Source organism: Paenibacillus sp. FSL K6-1096 (assembly GCF_037977055.1).
In the GTDB taxonomy this organism is placed as follows: domain Bacteria; phylum Bacillota; class Bacilli; order Paenibacillales; family Paenibacillaceae; genus Paenibacillus_AQ.
Map to the genome: position 1 here is coordinate 208,955 of NZ_CP150274.1, position 21,161 is coordinate 230,115.

Annotated in this window: 16 protein-coding genes and 1 pseudogene; 12 read left to right on the plus strand and 5 right to left on the minus strand. The window is 51.6% G+C overall.

The window, feature by feature from the left end:
- Positions 1-64: 64 nt before the first annotated feature.
- The 7 genes from MHI24_RS00840 (at position 65) to MHI24_RS00870 (ending at position 7,945) form a co-directional block, all read left to right on the plus strand.
- Complete coding sequence (locus MHI24_RS00840; protein ID WP_340023672.1) at positions 65-430, plus strand: hypothetical protein; 366 nt, start codon at positions 65-67, stop codon at positions 428-430.
- Between the two features lie 375 nt (positions 431-805).
- The gene (locus MHI24_RS00845) at positions 806-1,669 is read left to right on the plus strand and encodes an AraC family transcriptional regulator (RefSeq protein ID WP_340023673.1); all 864 of its coding nucleotides are present in this window, start codon (positions 806-808) and stop codon (positions 1,667-1,669) included.
- A gap of 150 nt (positions 1,670-1,819) precedes the next feature.
- Positions 1,820-3,160, plus strand: coding sequence for a sugar ABC transporter substrate-binding protein (locus tag MHI24_RS00850; RefSeq protein ID WP_340023674.1), 1,341 nt, complete (start codon positions 1,820-1,822; stop codon positions 3,158-3,160).
- Complete coding sequence (locus tag MHI24_RS00855; protein WP_340023675.1) at positions 3,157-4,023, plus strand: sugar ABC transporter permease; 867 nt, start codon at positions 3,157-3,159, stop codon at positions 4,021-4,023. Before MHI24_RS00850 ends, MHI24_RS00855 begins: the two co-directional genes overlap by 4 nt.
- Positions 4,024-4,035: 12 nt before the next feature.
- On the plus strand, positions 4,036-4,911 hold the full coding sequence (locus tag MHI24_RS00860; RefSeq protein ID WP_340023676.1) for a carbohydrate ABC transporter permease: 876 nt from the start codon (positions 4,036-4,038) through the stop codon (positions 4,909-4,911).
- 34 nt (positions 4,912-4,945) lie between these two features.
- The gene (locus tag MHI24_RS00865; protein WP_340023677.1) at positions 4,946-5,899 is read left to right on the plus strand and encodes a glycoside hydrolase family 43 protein; all 954 of its coding nucleotides are present in this window, start codon (positions 4,946-4,948) and stop codon (positions 5,897-5,899) included.
- A 57-nt stretch (positions 5,900-5,956) separates the two neighbouring features.
- Complete coding sequence (locus tag MHI24_RS00870; protein ID WP_340023678.1) at positions 5,957-7,945, plus strand: AbfB domain-containing protein; 1,989 nt, start codon at positions 5,957-5,959, stop codon at positions 7,943-7,945.
- A 616-nt stretch (positions 7,946-8,561) separates the two neighbouring features.
- Here the strand turns inward: MHI24_RS00870 and MHI24_RS00875 are convergent.
- Genes MHI24_RS00875 through MHI24_RS00890 form a run of 4 tightly spaced genes read right to left on the minus strand, consistent with a single transcriptional unit; the run spans position 8,562 to position 13,553 of the window.
- Complete coding sequence (locus MHI24_RS00875) at positions 8,562-10,022, minus strand: glycoside hydrolase family 32 protein (protein ID WP_340023679.1); 1,461 nt, start codon at positions 10,020-10,022, stop codon at positions 8,562-8,564.
- A 25-nt stretch (positions 10,023-10,047) separates the two neighbouring features.
- Positions 10,048-11,691: an extracellular solute-binding protein gene (locus MHI24_RS00880; RefSeq protein WP_340023680.1), complete on the minus strand. Its 1,644-nt coding sequence runs from the start codon at positions 11,689-11,691 to the stop codon at positions 10,048-10,050.
- A gap of 53 nt (positions 11,692-11,744) precedes the next feature.
- Positions 11,745-12,629 (minus strand): carbohydrate ABC transporter permease, encoded by an 885-nt coding sequence (locus MHI24_RS00885; RefSeq protein ID WP_340023681.1) that lies wholly within the window; start codon positions 12,627-12,629, stop codon positions 11,745-11,747.
- 12 nt (positions 12,630-12,641) lie between these two features.
- The gene (locus MHI24_RS00890; protein ID WP_340023682.1) at positions 12,642-13,553 is read right to left on the minus strand and encodes an ABC transporter permease subunit; all 912 of its coding nucleotides are present in this window, start codon (positions 13,551-13,553) and stop codon (positions 12,642-12,644) included.
- Between the two features lie 406 nt (positions 13,554-13,959).
- Here MHI24_RS00890 and MHI24_RS00895 point away from each other — a divergent pair, with 406 nt between their 5' ends.
- The 4 genes from MHI24_RS00895 (at position 13,960) to MHI24_RS00910 (ending at position 18,911) form a co-directional block, all read left to right on the plus strand.
- Positions 13,960-14,958 (plus strand): LacI family DNA-binding transcriptional regulator, encoded by a 999-nt coding sequence (locus MHI24_RS00895; protein WP_340023683.1) that lies wholly within the window; start codon positions 13,960-13,962, stop codon positions 14,956-14,958.
- 108 nt (positions 14,959-15,066) lie between these two features.
- A complete protein-coding gene (locus MHI24_RS00900) occupies positions 15,067-16,305 on the plus strand; it encodes a sensor histidine kinase (RefSeq protein WP_340023684.1) in 1,239 nt (412 codons plus the stop codon).
- On the plus strand, positions 16,295-16,942 hold the full coding sequence (locus MHI24_RS00905) for a response regulator transcription factor (protein WP_340023685.1): 648 nt from the start codon (positions 16,295-16,297) through the stop codon (positions 16,940-16,942). The genes MHI24_RS00900 and MHI24_RS00905 overlap by 11 nt, the downstream gene beginning before the upstream one ends.
- 151 nt (positions 16,943-17,093) lie before the next feature.
- Positions 17,094-18,911, plus strand: a complete 1,818-nt coding sequence (locus tag MHI24_RS00910) for an S-layer homology domain-containing protein (RefSeq protein ID WP_340023686.1) — start codon at positions 17,094-17,096, stop codon at positions 18,909-18,911.
- 86 nt (positions 18,912-18,997) lie between these two features.
- On the opposite strand, the pseudogene MHI24_RS00915 reads toward MHI24_RS00910, so the two are convergent.
- Positions 18,998-19,486, minus strand: a pseudogene (locus tag MHI24_RS00915) (M4 family metallopeptidase); the annotation flags it as partial.
- A 114-nt stretch (positions 19,487-19,600) separates the two neighbouring features.
- On the opposite strand from MHI24_RS00915, the gene MHI24_RS00920 reads away from it, so the two are divergent.
- On the plus strand, positions 19,601-21,058 hold the full coding sequence (locus MHI24_RS00920) for a 4-hydroxyphenylacetate 3-hydroxylase N-terminal domain-containing protein (RefSeq protein ID WP_340023687.1): 1,458 nt from the start codon (positions 19,601-19,603) through the stop codon (positions 21,056-21,058).
- Positions 21,059-21,161: the final 103 nt, after the last annotated feature.

Here is a 21,161-nt window from a genome sequence, read left to right on the forward strand (position 1 = left end):
GAGATGGTGTAATTGGGCTTTTTCCGAGAATGTATTTTCTTTTGTCTTTGAAAAAGATAAAGATATGACCTGGAAAGCAGGGCAGTTGAGCGGGCCGCTCGGTCCATTCTATCTAAAAGACAACCAGCCAACGCTCCTTGTTGCAGGAGAAATGACGGGAGCCATTCCGCTGTCGCAATATCATATCCCAACGAAGACGTTGATTGCCGGCGATGCATTAAATTCAAAAAATGGTAAGCTCCTGTCCTTCGACAACTATTACTCGTTGGATCACCCGACTGCGCTGAAGTCGATAGCCAAACTGCTAGAGCTGGATATTAAAAAAGTGATCACGTATCATGGGGATGGAGACAGGGAATTCACATCTTTGAAACCTGCGCAAGTTGCAGGTTTTTCGGTTGAGAGGAGGAAGCATTGCCTGAATACGTGAAATTTTCATAGCTGGGTGCAAGGGAAGAATTGACCGCCGGGCTGCTAATTATCTGCTTTTATTATGCAATAATCCTGCCCCCTAGAAGCGCTCTATGCTGAAATCCTGCACGAAATGCAACAAAGCCAGCGCTAATTGGCTCTCTGCACCGGAATTTATGCAAATCATGCAACATTGTACCGCAGCCGGTAACAGATACAGAGAAATCCTGCAATTGTGCAACAATGCTGCTCCCTACAAGCGGCCGGTGAGCTAACTGCTTAGTATTACTTACACTCCCCTCTCTCACAAATCTGTGTTCGTGCTAAAATATACCTGTGTATTGAACATGGTGAAGCGATTATTCACAGGTACAGCCAAAAAGGGGAGTATACAATGCAAAATGATACTAAAAACTTCGTAATCAGCATGGAGCGTTTTATGCCCCATACCTTCCAGGCGGAGAAGGGTGAAGGCCTTTTTATGTCGCATTCCCACAATTACGATGAACTGACTCTTATTTTGGAGGGTGAAGGATATTACAGCTCGCTGGACCAGAATATCAAGGTGGCCAAAGGGGATCTTATTCTGATCCCGTCCGGGCTTCACCATGGTTTTGTCTGTACCGAGCCCTGGCAGGGGATCTCTGTACATTTCTATCATGACAAGCTGCCGGCATACTGCCAGTATCTCTTTCATAACGCAGAGCGGGAGCAGGACCGGATTCGCAGTGCTTACCTTAGTGAAGACGATATGCGCTGGGCAGAGATGAGTCTCCTTCAACTGGAGAAGGAATGGAAATTAGACAGTTATAATGCAGATTCCTATGTCTTAATGCGGGTAGCCATGGAGACGATCCTGCTGCTGTTCCAGCGGAACAGGGTGACTACGTTAATGCCCCATGTTTTAGATGACCAGCTCACCATCCAGGAGGTATTGAAGGAGATCCACGCCGGCTATCATACCCAGATTACGGTCAGCGAGCTGGCTGCACGGTATTTTCTGTCCGAGAGCAATCTGCGTAAGAAATTTACAGAGCTGATGGGTGTTTCGCCCAAACAGTATATGATCAATCTCCGCCTGCGTGAAGCGAAGCGCCTGCTGCTGCAGACGGACAAGGCCGTTGAGATCATTTCACATGAGGTCGGATTTACTTCCTCCAGCCGGTTTTATCATTTTTTTGTCAAAGCAGAGGGAACCACGCCACTGGAATGGCGTAAAAAAGCCGGTGAACAGACATTGACCAACAACCACTCATAAGGGTGGTTGTTTTTTTTGACCGTCGAAAACGCTTCTAGTTAAGATTTTTTTGGCTACAAACTAAAGCGGTTTCACAATTGTTCCGGACAGCGTCTCCCCTAATAATTAAAGAGCAGGAAATAAATTAATCGTTAAGGGGTGTCAAATCAAATGAATGCACCGAAAAGAAATTCCGGCAAGGTTCTGCTCTTATCTCTATCCGTGGCACTACTAACCGGCGGCCTGGCCGGGTGTGGTAACAGCAAGAAGGAGGCGGAAGCCGGAAATAACCCTGATGCCGGGGGTCAGGTGAAGATTCAGTTCGCCGGATGGGGCGATCCGTCGGAGAAGGAGGTATTCACCAAGCTGATTCAATCCTTCGAGAAGGCGAACCCCACCATTAAAGTCGATTATCTGCACATACCCTCGGGGGATTATGTAGGGAAGATGAATACGATTCTGGCCGGAGGCAATGCCCCCGATGTGCTGTATGTGCCGGACGGCGACTTTGGCCGCTGGGTGAGCCAGGATCTGCTGCTGCCTATAGGGGATCTGGTGAAGAACAGCAGCATTGATACCGCCGACATGTGGGCCTCAGGCCTTGACCGTTACCGCTATGACGGCTCGGCGAATGGTCAAGGTGAGCTGTATGCGCTGCCCAAGGATATTGGTCCTCATGTGTTGTACTACAACAAGGATATTTTCAGCAAAATGAATGTTCCGTTCCTGTCCGCAGAGAAGCCAATGTCCATGGAGCAGCTGCTGGATACGGCCAAGAAGCTGACGGTCAGCAAGAATGGCAAGACCACCCAATATGGGATGGGACCTGTCTGGTGGGAGGACTTCGTGCTGGCACACGGCGGCAAGTTCCTCAGCGACAACAAACAGGAATTCACCGGCAACAGCCAGGAGACCATCGATGCTCTGCAGTTTGCCGCGGATCTTACCAACAAACATGGTGTCGTTCCAAGCTCGGCTGCGCTCAAGGATCTGAACGACAGTGAGATGTTCAAGACAGGCAAGCTGGCGATGATGGTCAGCGGCCGCTGGATGGTACCGGAATTCCGCAAGCTGGGCTTCGACTGGGATGTAGCGCCGCTGTCCGGCAAGGACTGGGGCGGGATCAGCGGTTCGGTAGGACTGGCCATCTACAGCAAGACGAAGCATGTGGAAGCGGCTTACAAATTAGTGGAGTATCTTGGCGGACCGGAAGGGCAGAGGGAGCAATCCCTGATGGGCTTCTCCATCCCAAGCTTCAAGTCGATGGCGTCAACGGATGTCTTCCTGCAGCCGGGTCAGAAGCCGGAGCATGCCGAGGTGTTCATCCAGGCGGTCGAAAAACAAGTCTCAGGACCATGGACGGCCTTGCCTAACGCCAAATGGTACGATCTGCTCGCCCAAGGGCTGGCTCCGATGTGGGAGGGCAAGAAGTCCGCAGCTGATGTATTAAATGAGTTGAAGCCCAAAATCGATGCAGCCATTAAAGAGGGCAACTCAGGTCTGTTCAAATGAAGCAAAGGGAATATCTATGGGCCTATTCATTCATTGCTGCACCCATCCTGGGATTCTTGCTGTTTGCGTTCATCCCGCTCAGCTATTCAGTTTATGTAAGCTTCACGGATTATAGCGGGTACCAGACGCCCGTTTTCAACGGCGGGGACAATTATGTGAAGCTGGTTCAGGACGAGCTGTTCTGGAAAACCCTGCGCAATACGCTCTATTCGGCGCTTAGCATCCCTATTGGCATGATCTGCTCGCTGGGCTTTGCCACCGCGTTGAATCAGAAAATCCGGGGTATCCGCTTTTTCCGGACGATGTTTTTCCTGCCGACGATCAGCTCGGTCATCGCACTTACACTGCTCTGGAAATGGATATTCAATGATACCTACGGATTGTTGAACCATTTGCTTGAGCTGATTGGCATCCAGGGGCCGGCCTGGCTCAGCAGTGAACGGTGGGCGATGCCGGCCATGATCATTCAAGGGGTATGGTCGGGCCTTGGCATCAATATCGTGCTGTATCTCGCGGCGCTGCAGGGCGTGCCCAGAAGCTTCTATGAAGCGGCAGAGATTGACGGAGCAAACGGCTGGCAACGGTTCCGCCATATCACGGTTCCCTGCATCTCGCCTACCACACTCTATATTCTAATCACCGCCATCATCGGGGCGCTTCAGGACTACCCGCGGTTCCAGATTATGACCGAAGGCGGGCCGAACTATTCTACAACGACGATTGTCTACTATCTGTTCCAGAATGCCTTCCGGTATATGAATATGGGGTTTGCCTCATCTATGGCGTGGATTCTCGGGTTCATCATTCTGGCCGTCACACTGCTGAATTTCTACTTTTCCCGGCGCTGGGTGCACTATGAATAGGAGAGGATACGCGTGAGTACGAGAATACCAACAGCAAGCGGCCCCTGGGTCAGCCACAAACAGGCCAAAGAGCGTACCTTCAAAGGCTTCGCCTATCTGTTCCTGTCGGCCGGAGCGCTGGTTATGGCGGTTCCCTTTCTGTGGATGCTGTCCACCTCGCTGAAGCAGCAGGGAATGGAATTTGAAATGCCGCCGAAATGGATACCTCAGCATTTGGAATGGAGTAACTATCATTTCGTATTGTTTGAATCTGATATTGTTCAAGGGTTTGTGAACACCTTACTCATTATCCTGCTGCCATGTCTGGTAGGCTTGTTTACCAGCGCGCTGGCAGCCTATGCCTTTGCGCGGCTTCAATTTCCGGCCAGGAATCTGCTGTTCGGACTGCTACTGGCTACCATGATGATTCCCGGTGTGGTCACAATGATTCCGACCTTCATGCTGTTCAAAACCATCGGCTGGATTGACAGCTGGATGCCGCTGATCATACCGGGGATGTTCGGGGCGGCAGCAGCCGTATTTCTGCTGAGACAATTCTTCATGACGATCCCGAAGGAGCTGGAGGATGCGGCCAAGGTAGACGGAATGAATCCGTTCCACACCTTCCTGCGGATCATGCTGCCGCTATCTAAGCCGGCTTTGATTACGCAAGGACTCTTGAACTTTATAGCAGGCTATAACGATTATCTTGGGCCGCTGATTTATATCAACTCGCCCGAGAAGTACACCCTGCAGCTGGTGCTTGCGTCCTTTCAGGGGTTCTATACCTCGCAATGGACCTATATTATGGCCGGCTCCGTGCTGGCGCTGATTCCCACGCTGCTGGTGTTCTTTTTCGCACAGAAATATTTCGTTGAGGGCATTGCCTTAACAGGGATGAAGGGCTGAACAATAACACCGATAAGATAAGGAGAAAAAGAACATGGCAGGTACAGAAACCTTTCGCAATCCCATCGTCGCGCGCGCTGCCGACCCTTGGGTACTGAGGCACACCGACGGGAATTATTACTTCATGCACACGCAGGCCGGAGGGCTGGGGCTTACAAGGTCCTCCAGCCTGACCGGGCTTGCCCAAGGCCGGAAGAAGATCATCTGGTCACCGGAGCCTAATGGACGGTACAGCTACAACCTGTGGGCACCGGAAATTCATCATCTGGACGATAAATGGTATATCTATTTCACCGCCAATGACGGCGGAGGCGATGAGTCGCGGCGCATTTGTGTATTGGAGAACGGGGAAGCCGATCCGCTGGAAGGGGAATGGGTGTGGAGGGGCGCGCTGCCGACTCCTGTTCCCGGCCTGGATGGAACGGTGATTACCGTGCATGAGCAGCTTTATTTTTTGTATGCCGGATATGGACATTTCCCTGATTATGGTTCGGCGATCTACATCATGCGCATGAGTAACCCGTGGACCCTGGAAGGGGATCACGTTCTGCTTACAGCTCCAACGCTGGACTGGGAGAAGCAGGGGGGGATGGCCATTAATGAAGGGCCGGTGACGCTGCACCGTCATGGACGCATCTATCTTGTCTATTCGGCCAGCACCACCTGGTCGGAGGATTACGCGCTGGGCATGCTGACTATGGAGGAGTCGGCCGACCCGATGGAACCGTCCTCCTGGACCAAATCTCCAGTCCCTGTATTCCGCAAAAGTGCCGAGAACGGAGTCTATGCCACCGGTCATAACAGCTTTACCGTGTCGCCGGACGGGGAGGAGGACTGGATCGTCTATCACGCCCTTCCCGCTCCGGGTGCGGATGCGGGCCTGCGGGCAACCTGTATTCAAAAGTTCACCTGGAAGGAGGATGGAACCCCGGATTTCGGCATTCCGGTGAGTGCGGCTGAGGATATTGCAGCACCGTCAGGAGAGTAGGCAAGCGGCCATTCATTTCTTGTTATCTAATTTTATAGCGAAGGGATGAGGATCGGTATGAAAAAAGCTATGCTATTGACGCTAATCGCAGCCTTGCTCGTCATGGGCATTTCGGTAGCGCCTGTACAGGCGGCAACGACAGGAACGGTAATCTCCAGCAGTGCGGCGGAGCCGGAGCCGTATTATGCGAGAGCAGTGAAGCTGGAGAACGGGAATCTGCTAAGCACCTTCACCCGGAGATTCCCCGGAACTGCCGATTGGACAGGCATGAAGCCTTTTCCGTTCTACCAGAGCACGGACGGCGGGGCGACCTGGTCTCTGCTCAGTGAGATTGATCCCAATAATTACGGGCTGGACCGGAATCAGCAAGGGATGACCACGTTATATGTGCTGCCGCAGAAGGTCGGAGATTATCCGGCGGGAACGCTGCTGTTCGCGTCGACGGATTGGAACAATTCGGTTCCGTACACGATCCACATCTGGAGAAGCACGGATAATGGGGCTACCTGGCAGTTCCATAGCAATCTGGCTGCACGGGGAACTGCGGGAACCCAGCGCACATGGGAGCCGGAATTCTCAGTTACCAGCGACGGGCGCCTGATTTGTTATTATTCGGATGAACGGCAGCCGGGCTATAATCAGGCCATCGCCCGGGAGATTTCAAGTGATGGAGGCCTGACTTGGGGGAACTACAGTATTATCGTCGGCAATTCGTCGAACTGGGACTGGCGTCCGGGGATGCCGCGGGTCGTGAAGGTGAAGAACGGAACCTATTTCATGTTCTTCGAGATGCTGGGGGCGGCCCCGAATTTCGCCGTTCGCTATAAAACGTCAGCCAACGGAGTGGATTGGGGAAGTGCAACGGATCTGGGGAACGTAGTCGGTACAGGGATCTACCGCGCCTCCCAGACGCCGGAGATTGCTTATATCGATGACGGGACGGCAAACGGCAGATTATATGTGCGCGGCATGACCGATGTGGTCTCCTCCGCCAATAAAATGTTTACAAGCGGTGACTACGGTGCCACCTGGACCCAGGTCGATGCGCCGCTTACGGTAAAAGGCTCCAATCAGAACACACCTGCGGCCTGGAGCGGAACGCTTCTGCCCCTCAGCAATTCAATGCTGCTGGAAGTCAACACGGTGAAGGTCGGGGACCGGAATGAAGTCCGCGCCAATGTGGCTCAGGTGAACGGGGATTCCTCGATTGTATCCGGCGGAATCTACAAGCTGATCAATCAGAATAATAACCTGCTGCTGGATAATGCCGGAGGCGGTTCACCGGCCGGTACCGAAATCATCCAGTGGGGTGAGCTTAACGCGGATACCCAATGGTGGCGACTGGATTACCGGAATAACGGCTTTTTCCGGGGAATGAGTGTAAACAACAATCTGGTCTGGGAGGACCCAAACGGAGTGACGACTCCGGGGACCAAGGTCATCCTCTCGGCGAACAATGACCTGGACATCCAGCGCTGGAAATTCGCCTACAAAGGCAGCAGCTATTACACGGTCATGAACGGGCACAGCGGGTTGATGCTGGATAATGCCGGGGGCGGCTCGCCGGCCGGAACCAAGGTCATACAGTGGGGAGCCAATAATCTGGATACGCAGAACTGGAAGCTGGTCCGGGTAGATACGGAGCTTCCGGTCAATCAGCTGGAGAGCTTCAACATGCACAGCTATGTGCAATATCAGGACGGGAGAGGAAGAATCGACGGAGGACAGTACAGTGCAGAATCCCAGTGGAGACTGGTCAAGGGACTGGCGAATGAATCCTCTGTATCGATCGAATCCGTTACCAAACCGGGCTTCTATCTCCGTCACAGGGACGGGAAGGTCTGGCTGGAGGCGAACGACAATTCTACCCTGTTCAAGAATGATGCCACCTGGCAGCTGCACGCCGGACTGACAGGCTCATGGGCGGCTTCCTTTGAATCCTACAACATTCCGGGAGCTTATATGAGACACCGGAACGGCTTGCTGGAGATATCGACGATATCAACGTCTGTAGATCAACAGGACGCTACATTTTATGTGAAATAAGCGGGAAGGTCCCGTTGAACGGTTAAAGGCCATCGATTACGATGGCCTTTATTATAGTTATGAATAGCCCATCAGATTTCACTCGTGAAAATTACTTTAACCAGTCGCTTGGCGAAGGTTTGTGCACCCCGATTAGAGTGCACAGGGTAGCCTTAATTGCACTCTGTACAACTAAATCGCCCTATGTACTGGCAAATCTATGTTTAGTTGTATTTCGTGCAATTAAAATGTCACTATATCTGGATTTTCGCCCAATCGGGCAAAGTTAATTGTATGGAATACAATTAGAAGCGAAACGCTTTCCCTTTCACTGTTTTTAGTTGCACAGAATACACTTATCTCTGATGGTTCGCTACGAACTGAATGCATTCAGGTGTAACACCCGTATCCCGGGCTGAACCGGGGGCTGATCATTGTCGGCAGCGTTAAAGGGGGGCGGTCAACGGCATTTATTCCAACGAAAAGCTCGCACAGGCCGGGAATTATGACTTCCCGGCACAGTACGAGCAATTACATAAACTACACTTAAGCGGTTGAACCACCGTATACCGAACAGTGGTGCGAGAGGTCGGCTGCTCAGTTCAAGGGCAGCCGACTACTTGATTGTTCCGCAAGCTTACTCCGTATACTCCAGCTTGTACAGTGCAAGCCGCCGGAGCAGGAGCTCTTCCCCGGAAACCGTCAACGCAAGTCCGGATGCCTCCGGCTCGGGATAGATCAGGTCGGTGATCACCGCCGCGCCGTCACCTGCGAACACCTCCACCGAGGAGCGGTCAACCAATATCTGCAGCCGGACCGGGCCGGAATCCTCCGCGAGCTTCACCCTGTGAACCCCGGCGAAGTCCTCATGGAATCCGGACAGGCCGGACTGTGTGCGGTCTACATACACCTCGTGCCGCTCTGCGTTGTAGCCGATCACCGTCTGCCGCGAAGCGGACACCCGGACCTTCACGGCGAAATCCGCTGCCGGAAGTGAGGCCGTCTCCACAATCAGCTCGAAGCTGTCCAGCGCAAGCTCCGCGAGGGACTGCGCGGCTTCCGTTACCGGAACATTACCCAGGTATAGGACCGGTGTCCGCAGGCGCTCCAGCTCACGGACAGGCCGCTGGATCAGCCTGATCCGGCCGGCGCGGGTTTCCAGCGCCAGTGTTCTCGGCACCGTCATGGAGCTTCGCCAGCCTTCCTCCGCCGTTGGCGTAACCGTAGTATACCGGCCGTTGCTCATCCAGCCCAGATAGATCCGCCGTCCGTCCGCCTGCGGGATATCCGACCAGCTCACACCGGCATAATTGTCCCGGCCGTAATCCAGCCTCAGCACAGTGCCGGGCGGATTGTCATTGACAAAGGTGATGCCGTCGAATTCCCCGATGAAATACTGGGTGCAGGAGCCTTCCGGCAGCCCGGCGCTGCCGACGCTGACCAGCATCACCCACTTTGTGCGGGCAGGATCGCCGTCCACGCTCAGCGGGAACAGGTCCGGGCATTCCCAGACCCCGCTGTGCAGTCCCTGGTCCTGCCCGAATTCACTGCCGAATGTCCATTCCTTCAGGTTCGGGGAGTGGTATAGGCAGACGGTCTGACCCGTGGCCAGAATCATGACCCAACGCTTCGTGTCCGGATGCCAGAACACCTTCGGATCGCGGAAATCCACGAACCGGCCGCCCGCCAGCACCGGATTCCCCTCATACTTGATCCAGCTCCGCCCGGAGTCCAGGCTGTAGGCCAGACTTTGCCGCTCTCTAACCGTATCCGTTCCCGGCACCCGGTCATGATGGGTGAAGATTGCCACCAATCCGGGCTTGCCACCGAAGAAGCCGGTGGAATCCTCCCAGTCCACCACCGCGCTCCCTGAGAAGATCACCCCATGCTCATCCGGGTACAAGGCGATGGGAAGATGCTCCCAGCTCACCAGATCGGTACTGACCGCATGGCCCCAGTGCATCGGCCCCGGCAGGGCATTCTCCGGATGATGCTGATAGAACAGATGATATTCCCCGCCGAAGAACACGAGTCCGTTCGGGTCGTTCATCCAATGCTTTTGCGGTGTAAAATGATAGTTCGGTCTAAATGCTTCCATATTTCCACATCCCATCCCATGTCTATTATTGCTGCTGATTTGCCTGATAACGGTCGTAGGCTTCCTGCACATAACCAATGAACTCCGGTAACCCCGCCTTCTCCAGCTCTTTCAGATAGGCATCCCATTCCTTGTCCACGCCGCCGTCTGTGATCCATTTTTTGCGGCTGGTATCGATCAGGCCATAAATCTGCGGAGAGAGAAGGGCCATCCGGTCCGCCGTATCTGCATCATAGAACAGGGTATGCGGGATATACGGGTCACCGAGATGCTTATCCAGATAGCCGACTGTCTTCATATCATTCAGAATATCCTGTGCATCCTGCGGATACTCCACGACGGTATCGTAATACTCCTTCAGGATGGCCACCGGTGAATTGCCTGCAATGGTATTTCTCACCCGCATATCGTTATAGGTGTCGAGGCCGTCCTTGAGCGTATCGAACACCATCACGCCCTTGTCGTTCTTCTTATACTGATAGCCCAGCGGTCCCCAGTTCGTCTGCACGGACCATTCGGGAGCATACATGGAATCCACCCAGGCCAGCACCGCCCGCGGATTCTTCGTTTTCGTTGTTAATACGAAGGCGAGCGGGTTATGCATCTCCACCAGGTTCTCCCGGCCGCCGTACTCGCCTCCGGGACCTTTCAGATAGGGAATAGGCACATAATCATTTGCGACCTTCTCACCCGCCACATCCAACACCGAGAAATGGACCACCGAGCCGACCGTTACCGTCTTGTTGCGCAGCTTGGCCTGAAGCTTGGGCCCGTCCGTAATGGTGAATTCGGGATCAATCAGTCCATCCTTATACATGTCATGAAGGTAGCGGATCCCTGTCTTGTAAGCTTCAGTGGAAGCCGTATTAAAGATCTTGCCGTTCTCATCCAGGAACATGCTGTCCCCGCGGTCCATCTGACCCCATAATCCGAAGAATTGCCCAAAATCAGCGTTGTTGCGCCAGGAGCCAATCCCCGAGTTCGCCCCTTTATTCGCCAGGGCCAGGCCGATCTCGTCCTTTAGCCCATTCCCGTTCATATCATTCTCCACAAATTGCTTCAGCGTATCGCGGTATTCATCAATCGTGGTGGGCACGGGCAGACCGAGCTGATCCAGCCAGGGCTTATAGATGGAGAGAATCCCCTGATTCGTGATCAGGCCGAACATCTCTTCAATATAGGGCAGCCCGTAGATATGGCCGTCCGGCGCCGTAATCAGAGCCCGGTACTCCGGCCGCTGCTCCAGCACTTTGGAGAAATAAGGCATATCATCAATGTAATCCTCAATCGGAAGGAAGATCCCCGACTTGACGTTCTTCATGACCTTGCCGACACTCATCGTGCCCAGGAAAGCCTCCGGCAGGTTGTTGCCGGCCAGCATCAGATTGGTCTTCTCATCCACCGACTCATTCGGGATTTCCTCCCACTTGATGGTCACGTTCTTCGGCGCGATCTCACTGTATTTCTTGTACCAGAGCATCTCCTCCACCGGCAGATTGCGGGGGTCCTTGCCGCGTACAATCGTAATGCTGGTCGGTGCATTGGGATCGGTGGATTCGGGAGCAGCCGCGCCCCCGGCATTGCCTGCGTTGTTCCCGGAGCAGCCTGCGATTAAGCCGGCAGACACGAATGACACCAGTAAACCCTTCGTCCATTGTCTTGAATTCATCTCTTCTGACCTTCCCTTCGGTGCAAGAATGTGAACCGGTATTCCGTGATGCTCTATCCCTTAATCGAACCAATCATGACGCCTTGGGTGAAATATTTCTGAAGGAACGGATAGATGACCAGGAGCGGCAGGCTGGCCACCACAATGACCCCGTATTTGAGCTGCTCTGCAATCCGCTGCTGTGCCGCCAGGGACATCGGATCAACCACCATCCGGGACCCGGCTTCATTCATAATGAGCAGATTGCGCAGAATGACCTGCAGCGGGAACTTCTCCGTACTGCTCAGATACAGCAGCGGCTCGAAGAAGGAATTCCAGTGGGCAATCCCGTAGAACAGCGCCATCACTGCAACGATCACCTTCGACAGCGGCAAGGCGATGGAGAAGAAGAAGCGGAAATCCGAGCACCCGTCCATAACCGAGGCCTCCAGCAGCTCATCGGGGATATTGCTCTGGAAAAAAGTGCGCGTGATAATGATGTTCCACACCGACGCGGCAGTTGGCAAGGTGATGGCCCACAGGGTATCCAGCATCCCCAAATTGGAAATCAGCAGATATGTCGGAACCAGCCCTCCGCTGAAAAACATAGTGAACGCAAACAGCATCATCACCGGCGTTTTGCCCGCAAGCTCTTTGCGGGACAGCGCATAGGCACAGGGCAGCGTCACCGCCAGATTGATCGAGGTACCGATCACGGTATACAGAATGGAATTGAGGTAACCGTCCCACAGCGGCTTGTATTCGAAAATTTTCCTGAAGCCGTCCAGATAGACCGAGGTGGGGAACAGCAGCAGGCCGCCCTGGTTCACCTGATCCGGGTCCGTAAAGGAGGCCAGCAGGACGAAGTAAAGCGGGTAGAGGATGACAATAGCAATGACGCTCATGATCACATAATTGCAAATATGAAACAGCTTGTCGCCGAGAGTTAGGCCTTTCATGGTAACACCACCTTACCAGAGACTGTTTTGCGTCATTTTTTTGGACAGTTGATTGGTCACGATCAGCAGCGAGAAATTGATGACCGAATTGAACAGCCCGATGGCGGTAGCCAGACTGTACTGGGCATTCTGCAGCCCTACCTTATATACATAGGTCGAGATAATCTCAGAGGCCGGCAGATTCATTCCCTGCTGCATCAGGAACGCCTTCTCCCAGCCGACAGCCATCACGCTGCCCACACCGAGAATGAGCATAATGATGATCGTCGGCCGGATGGAGGGCAGGTCGATATGCCAGATTCTCCGTACAGCCGACGCGCCGTCTACTGTTGCCACCTCATGCAGCTCGGGATTAACGCCGCTCAGCGCGGCCAGATAGATGATGGCGCTGAAGCCCATGCTCTGCCAGATGCCCGAGGTGATATAGATTGTGCGGAACCATTCGGCACGGGCCATGAAATTGACCGCCTCACCGCCGGACATCGTAATCAGATTGTTGACAAAGCCGGTGCTCGGCGCCAGGAACACATTCAGCATAGAGACGAGGACGACCGTCGAAATGAAGTACGGCGCGTAAGTCACCGTCTGTATTAAGCGTTTGAAAAACTGCCGGCGGACCTGATTGAGCAGCAGCGCGAACAGAATCGGGACGGGGAAGCCGAGCAGCAGGGAGAAGACGCTCAGCTTCAGCGTATTAACCAGGACATCCGTAAACATATAGGATTGAAAAAAGGTCTCAAAGTGCTTCCACCCCGCCCAGGGGCTGCCCAGTATCCCCTGGACCGGATTGAAATCTTTGAAGGCGATGATGATTCCATACATCGGCGCATATTGAAACAGGAAGAGATAGAGCAAAGCAGGCAGCAGGAGTACATACAATTGCCAGCTCTTGATAACTTGGCGAAGCGCAATTCTATTCCTCATGGTTATGCTCCTCCCGTGTGTCGTTCCGCCGCAGTAAGCACGGAACCTGCTTGAAGCTCGTTAGCATGGCTGGCGCAGATATAACGTATTGCTCTCACCTCTTTCTGAATATTATTGAATACGTATTCGCAAAAGCTTAACTTTTAACGATTTTATATTAACACCCATTTTTATGTGATGTCAACGCTTACAAAAGCGAAAATTCCAGTGATTACACACCATTTTTTCGGTGCATATATAGAAGTAGTTCGTTTTTAACGAGTAAGAATTTTATATTTGAGAGAGGTTTTCTTATTCAAGAGATAATATATATGAATACGAATTCCAATTATTCCTTAGAATATTCAGAATATATTATCGAATTAGCCGCTTTTATGATATAGTAACTCTGAAAGGAGTTTACTCGATGGCCAAACTGACGATGAAGGAAATTGCCAGACGGGCGAAGGTCTCCCAGCCTACAGTATCCCGGGTCATTAACGGGCATAAGGGCGTCAGCGCAGAGATCGTCAATGCCGTGATGCGGGTGATTGAAGAGGCGGGCTATGTCCCCAATAAAGCGGCGCAGACGCTCAAACGGAGCAGCGCCCACATTATCGGCATCAGCGTGAAGGAGATTTACAATCCCTATTTCGTGGAAATTATCGATTCTCTGGAGCTGGAAGCAAGGAAGCACGGCTACAGCGTGCTGTTCCATAACTCCAAGTTCAATCCGGTGACGGAATGGGAGAATATTCAGAATTTCGTATCCCGGCAGGTAGACGGCATGATTATCGTGCCCACAGGCGATTTCAACCTGGAGCGGATCTCCAAGCTGGATATCCCTGCAGTTGTGATCACCCAGAGTCCGGCCATGCTCGACAGTGTGGCGGTCAATCATATTCAGGCCGGCAAGCTGGCGGGTGAAAGCTTCGTCCATGCCGGGCACAAGACCTTCGGATACATCGGGGAGGAGCAGAGCGGGGAGAAGTTTTACGGCTTCGAGACCGTGCTGCAGGAGAACGGCTTTGCCTTTGATTCCAGGCACTTTATCCAGGTCCATGATACGTCCAGCAACAGCTTCATGATCCGCAGGGATATCGAGCAATATCTCGACCAGGCGGGCCGCCCTGAGTTCACCTGCCTGTTCGCGGGCAATGACGTCATGGCGCTGGAATTCATCCGGGCTGCCCAGGAGCGGCAGATCCGCATTCCCGAGGAAGTCAGCGTCATTGGCTTCGACGATACCTACCTGTCCAAGGTCATGGAGATCTCCAGCATCCACCAGCCGATCAGCGACATGGTCAAGACCACCTTGGAGGTGCTGCTCAGCCGGATGGATCAGGAGGTCCCTACCAGCCGTGTGGATATTCTCATGCCGCCCACACTGATTGAACGAAGAAGCTCCAGGATCAGACGCGGATAAGTGCAGGCAGGGGCTGCGATTGTGACAACATGATCGTTTTGCGCGAACAAGCTATCCTTTCGGGGAAGGCTTTTTCGTGTATCTACATTTGGGAAGTGGTGAAATAGGGTGCCGAGTGTTCTAAACTATTCTAAAAACAAGCCGTATCCAGGACTCCGGTCCGATACTCAGAATGTTCTGCGGGAATCTCGTCTGCCCCTTTTCATATGGAGCATTTTTGTATATTTCACAGTATTGTTCGCCCAGATCCCAATGACTGCGAGACCATTAGATTATATCGCTTTTACAGTACTCATGATGATCCATATCCTGCTGCATTGGTATGCCGGATCTGTTGTTCATAGAAAGCACTGGATTTATTTTGTAGTGCAAGGAATCGTGGTCTGGGGCTGCGCAATATTCATGCCTCAGGTTTATTCCGTCATTTTCGTAAGTTTATTAACAGTCGTAGTCGGGCAGAGTATTGGGGTCTATTCGCAGAAGCTCAAGGTATTTTGGATCTTTATGCTTTATAGTGTTTTTTTTGCTTGTTCATTGATTTGGTTCGAGACCAACGAGGATCTAACTTCTACCTTACGGTCACTCTTCTTCACGATGTTTTTCGTAATAAGCTATGCCACTTTGTTCTACAAACAAGTTCATGCTAAATTGCAGACCCAGTCGTTTCTGCGTGAATTGGAGCAGGCGCACAGCAAAGTAGAGGAGCTGACGATCGCCAATGAGCGTCAAAGGATGGCGCGTGATTTACATGATACCTTGGCCCAAGGGTTGGCAGGTCTCATCATGCAGCTTGACGCCGTGGATGCCCACCTAGAGAACGGAAATAAAGAACGTGCTCATGAAATTGTTCAGCTGTCAAAGGCCCAGGCCAAACGCGCGCTTGCGGAGGCGAGAAGTGCGATAGACGACCTAAGGCTGTATTCCGTTGAGGCCATAGATATCACGAAAGCCGTACAGGATGAAGCTGAGCATTTCTCCCATATGACAGGGATTCGAATTACCACAAAATTATCGATACGCCATCCGGTGATCCCCAAGTTGATCTTCGAACATAGCTTACATATCATTCGGGAATGCTTGGCAAATACAGCTAAACACGCTAATGCGACAAATGTTGAAGTTGTGGTTGCCTCAAACGAAGACGTAATCGAGCTAACAATTACAGATGACGGAATAGGGTTCGATACCAGGCTGATCGAGAAACAATCCGGCAGCTACGGATTAGTGGGTCTATACGAACGGGCTAGAATTATTGGCGGGAAGATCAAGATTGAGAGCGGACAGCAAGGAACCAGCGTTTCCATCCGCATTCCATTACAGCAGGAGGCGTCAACATATGAAGGTTAAAATTCTTATTGCAGATGACCATCTGATCGTTCGTGAGGGACTTAAGCTGATTATTGAAACCAACCCCAAGTACGAGATCATCGGAGAAGCAACCAACGGTAAGGAAGCGGTCCAATTCGCTGAAGCCAGCAGACCCGACATTATCTTATTGGATTTGAACATGCCTGAAATGGGCGGATTGGATGCCATGACAGCTCTCCAGGCCAAAGGACTTGACATACCCGTCATTATTTTAACCACCTATACGGAATATGAATTGATGACACGCGGACTGGCGTTAGGCGCTAAGGGTTATTTGCTGAAGGATACGGGAAGGGAGATGATATTCCGCTCCATTGATGCAGCGGTAAGGGGAGAAACGTTGCTGCTTCCTGCAATCACTGAAAAAGTATTCGGTAAAGGGATGCTGGCAGAGGAACACAAAACACTCCCGGCGAAGAATCCTCTTACAGACAAAGAACTGGCTGTTCTGCAAGCCGTTGCCCGTGGCGCCCGAAGTAAAGAGATCGGCCATGAGCTGGGAATATCCGAGCGGACCGTTAAGGCGCATTTAACGAATATTTATAACAAGTTAGGCGTGGACTCTAGAATGCAGGCTGTCACAGCAGCGATGGAGCTGGGAATTTTAGATTTATAGCAGATTTATAATCGAAGCCTCAACAATTTGCCCGATCGTACAATAGGGAGCTGCCCTTTTGTACGATTTTTTTAGGTTCACATCCAATTATAATCAGTTCAGGAATACAAGAAGTCATCACATTCCATAACTTATATTGGAGGATACAAGCATGAGGAAACTACTAACGGCAGTCGCGGCGACTTTTACCCTAACCACCTTATTCTCCGCCATCGATCCCAATAGTATCATTTCGGCCCAAGCGCAGCTCCTGAAACAGGAAAAAAATGTAATTTCTACATTTGACCAATTTCCTAAACCAACCGGAAGTTATACCGTCGGCCGGACACAGATGGACTTCAAGTACAAGGCATCAGACAACTCAGAGCGGGAACTCACGGCGCTCATTTTCTATCCGTCCGACAGCAGTGAAGGCAAGCCAACGGCAGAATATGCATTCAAGGAGTTTCAGTCGATAAGGGATGAGCTTATGGCCAAATTAGGAGCACCAGCCGGGGAAAAGCTGTTTGACCCTAATTTTAAAACTTGGTCCTACAACGATTTGGCCGTGTCCAAAAAAGAGAAGCAATACCCGGTTGTATTCTATTCTCATGGCGCAGGCGCTTACCCGCAGCAAGGCACCGTTTACGCTCAAGACCTGGCAAGCTCCGGCTATATTGTGATAGCCATCGGGCATCCGGGAAGCGGTGCGTTCAAATTTAAGGATGGACGGGTTAAGGGGACAACAACTGAGTTTATGGAGGACGTCACAAAGTACACCACAGAGTATGCCGGCTTGATTGCGCCTCAGATGTCGATTATGACAGAGAAGCTGCCGGAGGAACAAGCCATTGAGGTTTCCCGCCAGTTAACTTCAGCACCTGAAGCCCTCAAATTTGGACAATATGCTGTCCAGCAGAGCGAGGATATTAGATATGTAGCCGATCGTTTATCCGAAATAAATTCAGGTGTCATAGAGTCGATATTTAAGGACAGATTGAAGCTTGATATCGGTATGGGAGTGTTCGGGCATTCCTTCGGAGGAACAACGGCGGCAATCGTTAGCGGCAATGATGACCGGTTCGTCGGGGCTGTTAATCTTGACGGCAATATGGTAGGAGCCCTGAATAGCGACTTTAAGAAGCCTTATATGCAATTAGGCACCGTGCAGTCCTATAATACGAATGCATTCCTTCTTGAAACGAACAGCCGGGAGAGCTTTTTTGCTGTTATCGATAATACAGTTCATAGTGACTTCTCCGACTCCTTATTCACTGGCGGTAATGCCCCAAGAGGAACCCGGGATGCCATGGAACAGCGCAACATCCTGTCCTCTTATACCAAGGAATTTTTTGACCGATATTTGTTGCGAAAAGCAACTAAAATCGAAACCCTCAATTTTAAGAACGTAGAAATGATCAAAAAGCCGCAAAAGTTTGCGGATAGCCAAAGCTTTGGCTGGGCGCAAGAGCCCATTGAAGCTTTGTCCGCCAGCGGTGTCTTTGATAATGTAAAAGAGAACCGCTTTAACCCTTCTGCTGCAATTCATCGGGCGGACTATGTCACGATGCTGGTCAGGGCACTGAACCTTAAAGAATCAGGGAACAGCGGGTCCGCGGATACCAGTATCAGCTTCCCGGATGTCGATCCCAACGCTTACTATGCCGATGCGCTGCGCATTGCGAAGAGCCTGGGAATCGTAAAAGATCAGGATAATCATCAATTCCATCCCGGGTCGGAAATCTCCAGACAAGATATGATGGTGCTGATGGAGCGGGCGCTTAAACATCTCGGCAAGGAATCGGTTCCGGGAAGCCAGGATGTGCTGAAACGCTTTACGGATGGGGCTAACGTCGACCAATATGCACTGGAAAGTATTTCTAAACTAGTTGCTAATGGCATTATTTCCGGAGACGGGACCAAATTAAGACCTCTATCGTCATCAACCCGGGCGGAAGCCGCGATGATGATTTACAGAGCTATACAGTAACCAGTAACTCAATCCAGAGCTTATTATTGTTGATTTACATCATACAGGCCAATGATCCTCAGGATCATTGGCCTGTTATGCTGTTCTTAGTAGACGCCTACCGCATTGTAAGCCTTGGTAACAGCAGTTACTTGAGCCGAGCCTGCGCCAAACAATTCAGTTGCCGATTGAATGATTGCTGTACGTGCAGCAGAGAAGTTGGATGAGGTTGTAAGATAGTTCGTATGCACACCGCCTTCGTCAGCCGAGCCGGTATAACGGTCGCTGTATTTGTCAGGTTGGCCGTACAATGGCGGATTAGCCAGTGAACGGAGGGCGTCACCCGCTATACCCGGTGTATATATTTTATCACCGATCAGCCAGTTTGCGCCTTCAATTGAATTCCCGATGATGTCGGAGAAGGATTCATTGAGTGCCCCTGGTTCTCCGTAGTATTCAAGGTTGGCTGTTTTCTCAGTCACACCGTGCGTCAGCTCATGGCCTACCACGTCCAGATCACCGGACAGCAGTGCAAAGGTAGATCCATCCCCATCACCGAAAACAATCTGCGCACCATTCCAAAATGCGTTGTTATAGTGAAATTGAACATGGACAATGTACTGCTTTTAACGGCACAACGTAGATTAGAGAAACTGGATTAGTCAAATTTTGGCTAAACCGTTGAATGTTCATGAATGGGGTGGTGGACCATGGCAGTCAAGAGCGGCAAAGAATATATCGAGCGTATCAACCGCCAGCAGATCAAGTTATGGTATCAGGGTAAAATCATTCAAGGGCCTTTATCCAGCCATCCCCCCTTCAACGGATTAATGAAGACCCAGGCTGAAATGTATGATATGCAGCATCAGAAGGAAACCATCGAACAAATGACCTTTCAAAGCGGGACGGACGGGGAGCGTTACGGACTTTCCTTCCTGGCCCCGAGAAGCAAGGAAGACCTGGTCCGCAGGAGAGTCATGATGGAATTATGGGCAGAGCAGCACCATGGTTTTTTAGGGAGATCACCCGATTATATGAACACGACGCTGATGTCTCTATATACTGCGGCTCATCTGTTACAAGAATACAATCCGGAATATGAAGATAATCTCAAAAAGTACTATGATCACTGCCGCAGTCAGGACATCACATTATCCCATGCGTTCATTCAGCCGTTTGCCAGCCGGTTGTCCGAGCTCGTGGACGAGGTCGAGGATTCCATTACAGCTAAAGTGATCGAACGCAAGGAGAGCGGAATAGTGGTAACCGGTGCATTTATGATGGCTACACAGGCGGCAACCTGTGATGAAATCCTGGTGTTCCCTTCAGTTCTTCCGTCCATGCTGGAGCAGGATAATCCCTATGCTTTTGCCTTTGCCGTGCCCAATGATCTGGAAGGGATGACCTTCATTTGCCGTGAGAGTTATTCAGGCTCGTCTCATTACGATCATCCGCTGAGCAGCAGATATGAAGAGATGGACGCCATGGTTATCTTCGATCACGTGTTCATCCCGCGCAACCGTATCTTTTTCTTAGGGGATGAAGAGATTGGCGAGCGGCTGTTCAGCGAAGGGAATTTCCACAGCCATGCCGGTCATCAGGTGCTCACACGCTACATTGCCAAGACGGAATTTCTGCTCGGCCTGATTGCTAAGTTGTCGGATGAACAGAATATCGCTCTCGAAACAGTTACGATGGAGCGGATCTCCCGGATTGTGACCATGCTTGAGAATTTGAAATCCCTTCGCCTGGCTGCGGAAATGATGGCAGAACCGGATGCCAAGGGCTATTATGTGCCGGCCCCAAAGCCGCTGATCGCGGCTACAATGCAGTATTCCTCTTTCTATCAGGAGATGCTGGGTATGCTCCAGGACATCAGCTCCAGCAATCTGGTGATGCTTCCTTCCGGGGCAGACCTGGAATCTGACGCCGGCGGCTTTATCCGTCTTTATCTTAAAGGACAGGAGTCATCTGCCAGCGACCGGATTTCGCTTTTCCGGCTGGCCTGGGAGCTTGCTATCGGTCCCTTCGGCGGCAGACAGCAGCAGTTTGAGCGCTTTTTCTTCGGAAACACCCGCACGCTTACTTCCCGGATGTATAACGTATACAATCTGGACAAATACAAAGCCAGGATTGATGAATTTCTGCGGCCCGGGGAAACCTGCTGATTCCAGAGACGTCAGATTGTCGAGAAACCCGGGTCTTTTAAAGACTCTGGGTTTCTTGGCGTTTCTGCTGTTTCCACAACTTTAATTAACATTGGTATGCCAA

What these genes read in the sequence shown, in the direction of transcription:
- MHI24_RS00840 (WP_340023672.1), top strand. Translation starts at nt 65, where the DNA reads ATGACCTGGAAAGCAGGGCAGTTGAGCGGGCCGCTCGGTCCATTCTAT.
- MHI24_RS00845 (WP_340023673.1), top strand. Translation starts at nt 806, where the DNA reads ATGCAAAATGATACTAAAAACTTCGTAATCAGCATGGAGCGTTTTATG.
- MHI24_RS00850 (WP_340023674.1), top strand. Translation starts at nt 1,820, where the DNA reads ATGAATGCACCGAAAAGAAATTCCGGCAAGGTTCTGCTCTTATCTCTA.
- MHI24_RS00855 (WP_340023675.1), top strand. Translation starts at nt 3,157, where the DNA reads ATGAAGCAAAGGGAATATCTATGGGCCTATTCATTCATTGCTGCACCC.
- MHI24_RS00865 (WP_340023677.1), top strand. Translation starts at nt 4,946, where the DNA reads ATGGCAGGTACAGAAACCTTTCGCAATCCCATCGTCGCGCGCGCTGCC.
- MHI24_RS00870 (WP_340023678.1), top strand. Translation starts at nt 5,957, where the DNA reads ATGAAAAAAGCTATGCTATTGACGCTAATCGCAGCCTTGCTCGTCATG.
- MHI24_RS00875 (WP_340023679.1), bottom strand. Translation starts at nt 10,022, where the DNA reads ATGGAAGCATTTAGACCGAACTATCATTTTACACCGCAAAAGCATTGG.
- MHI24_RS00880 (WP_340023680.1), bottom strand. Translation starts at nt 11,691, where the DNA reads ATGAATTCAAGACAATGGACGAAGGGTTTACTGGTGTCATTCGTGTCT.
- MHI24_RS00885 (WP_340023681.1), bottom strand. Translation starts at nt 12,629, where the DNA reads ATGAAAGGCCTAACTCTCGGCGACAAGCTGTTTCATATTTGCAATTAT.
- MHI24_RS00890 (WP_340023682.1), bottom strand. Translation starts at nt 13,553, where the DNA reads ATGAGGAATAGAATTGCGCTTCGCCAAGTTATCAAGAGCTGGCAATTG.
- MHI24_RS00895 (WP_340023683.1), top strand. Translation starts at nt 13,960, where the DNA reads ATGGCCAAACTGACGATGAAGGAAATTGCCAGACGGGCGAAGGTCTCC.
- MHI24_RS00905 (WP_340023685.1), top strand. Translation starts at nt 16,295, where the DNA reads ATGAAGGTTAAAATTCTTATTGCAGATGACCATCTGATCGTTCGTGAG.
- MHI24_RS00910 (WP_340023686.1), top strand. Translation starts at nt 17,094, where the DNA reads ATGAGGAAACTACTAACGGCAGTCGCGGCGACTTTTACCCTAACCACC.
- MHI24_RS00920 (WP_340023687.1), top strand. Translation starts at nt 19,601, where the DNA reads ATGGCAGTCAAGAGCGGCAAAGAATATATCGAGCGTATCAACCGCCAG.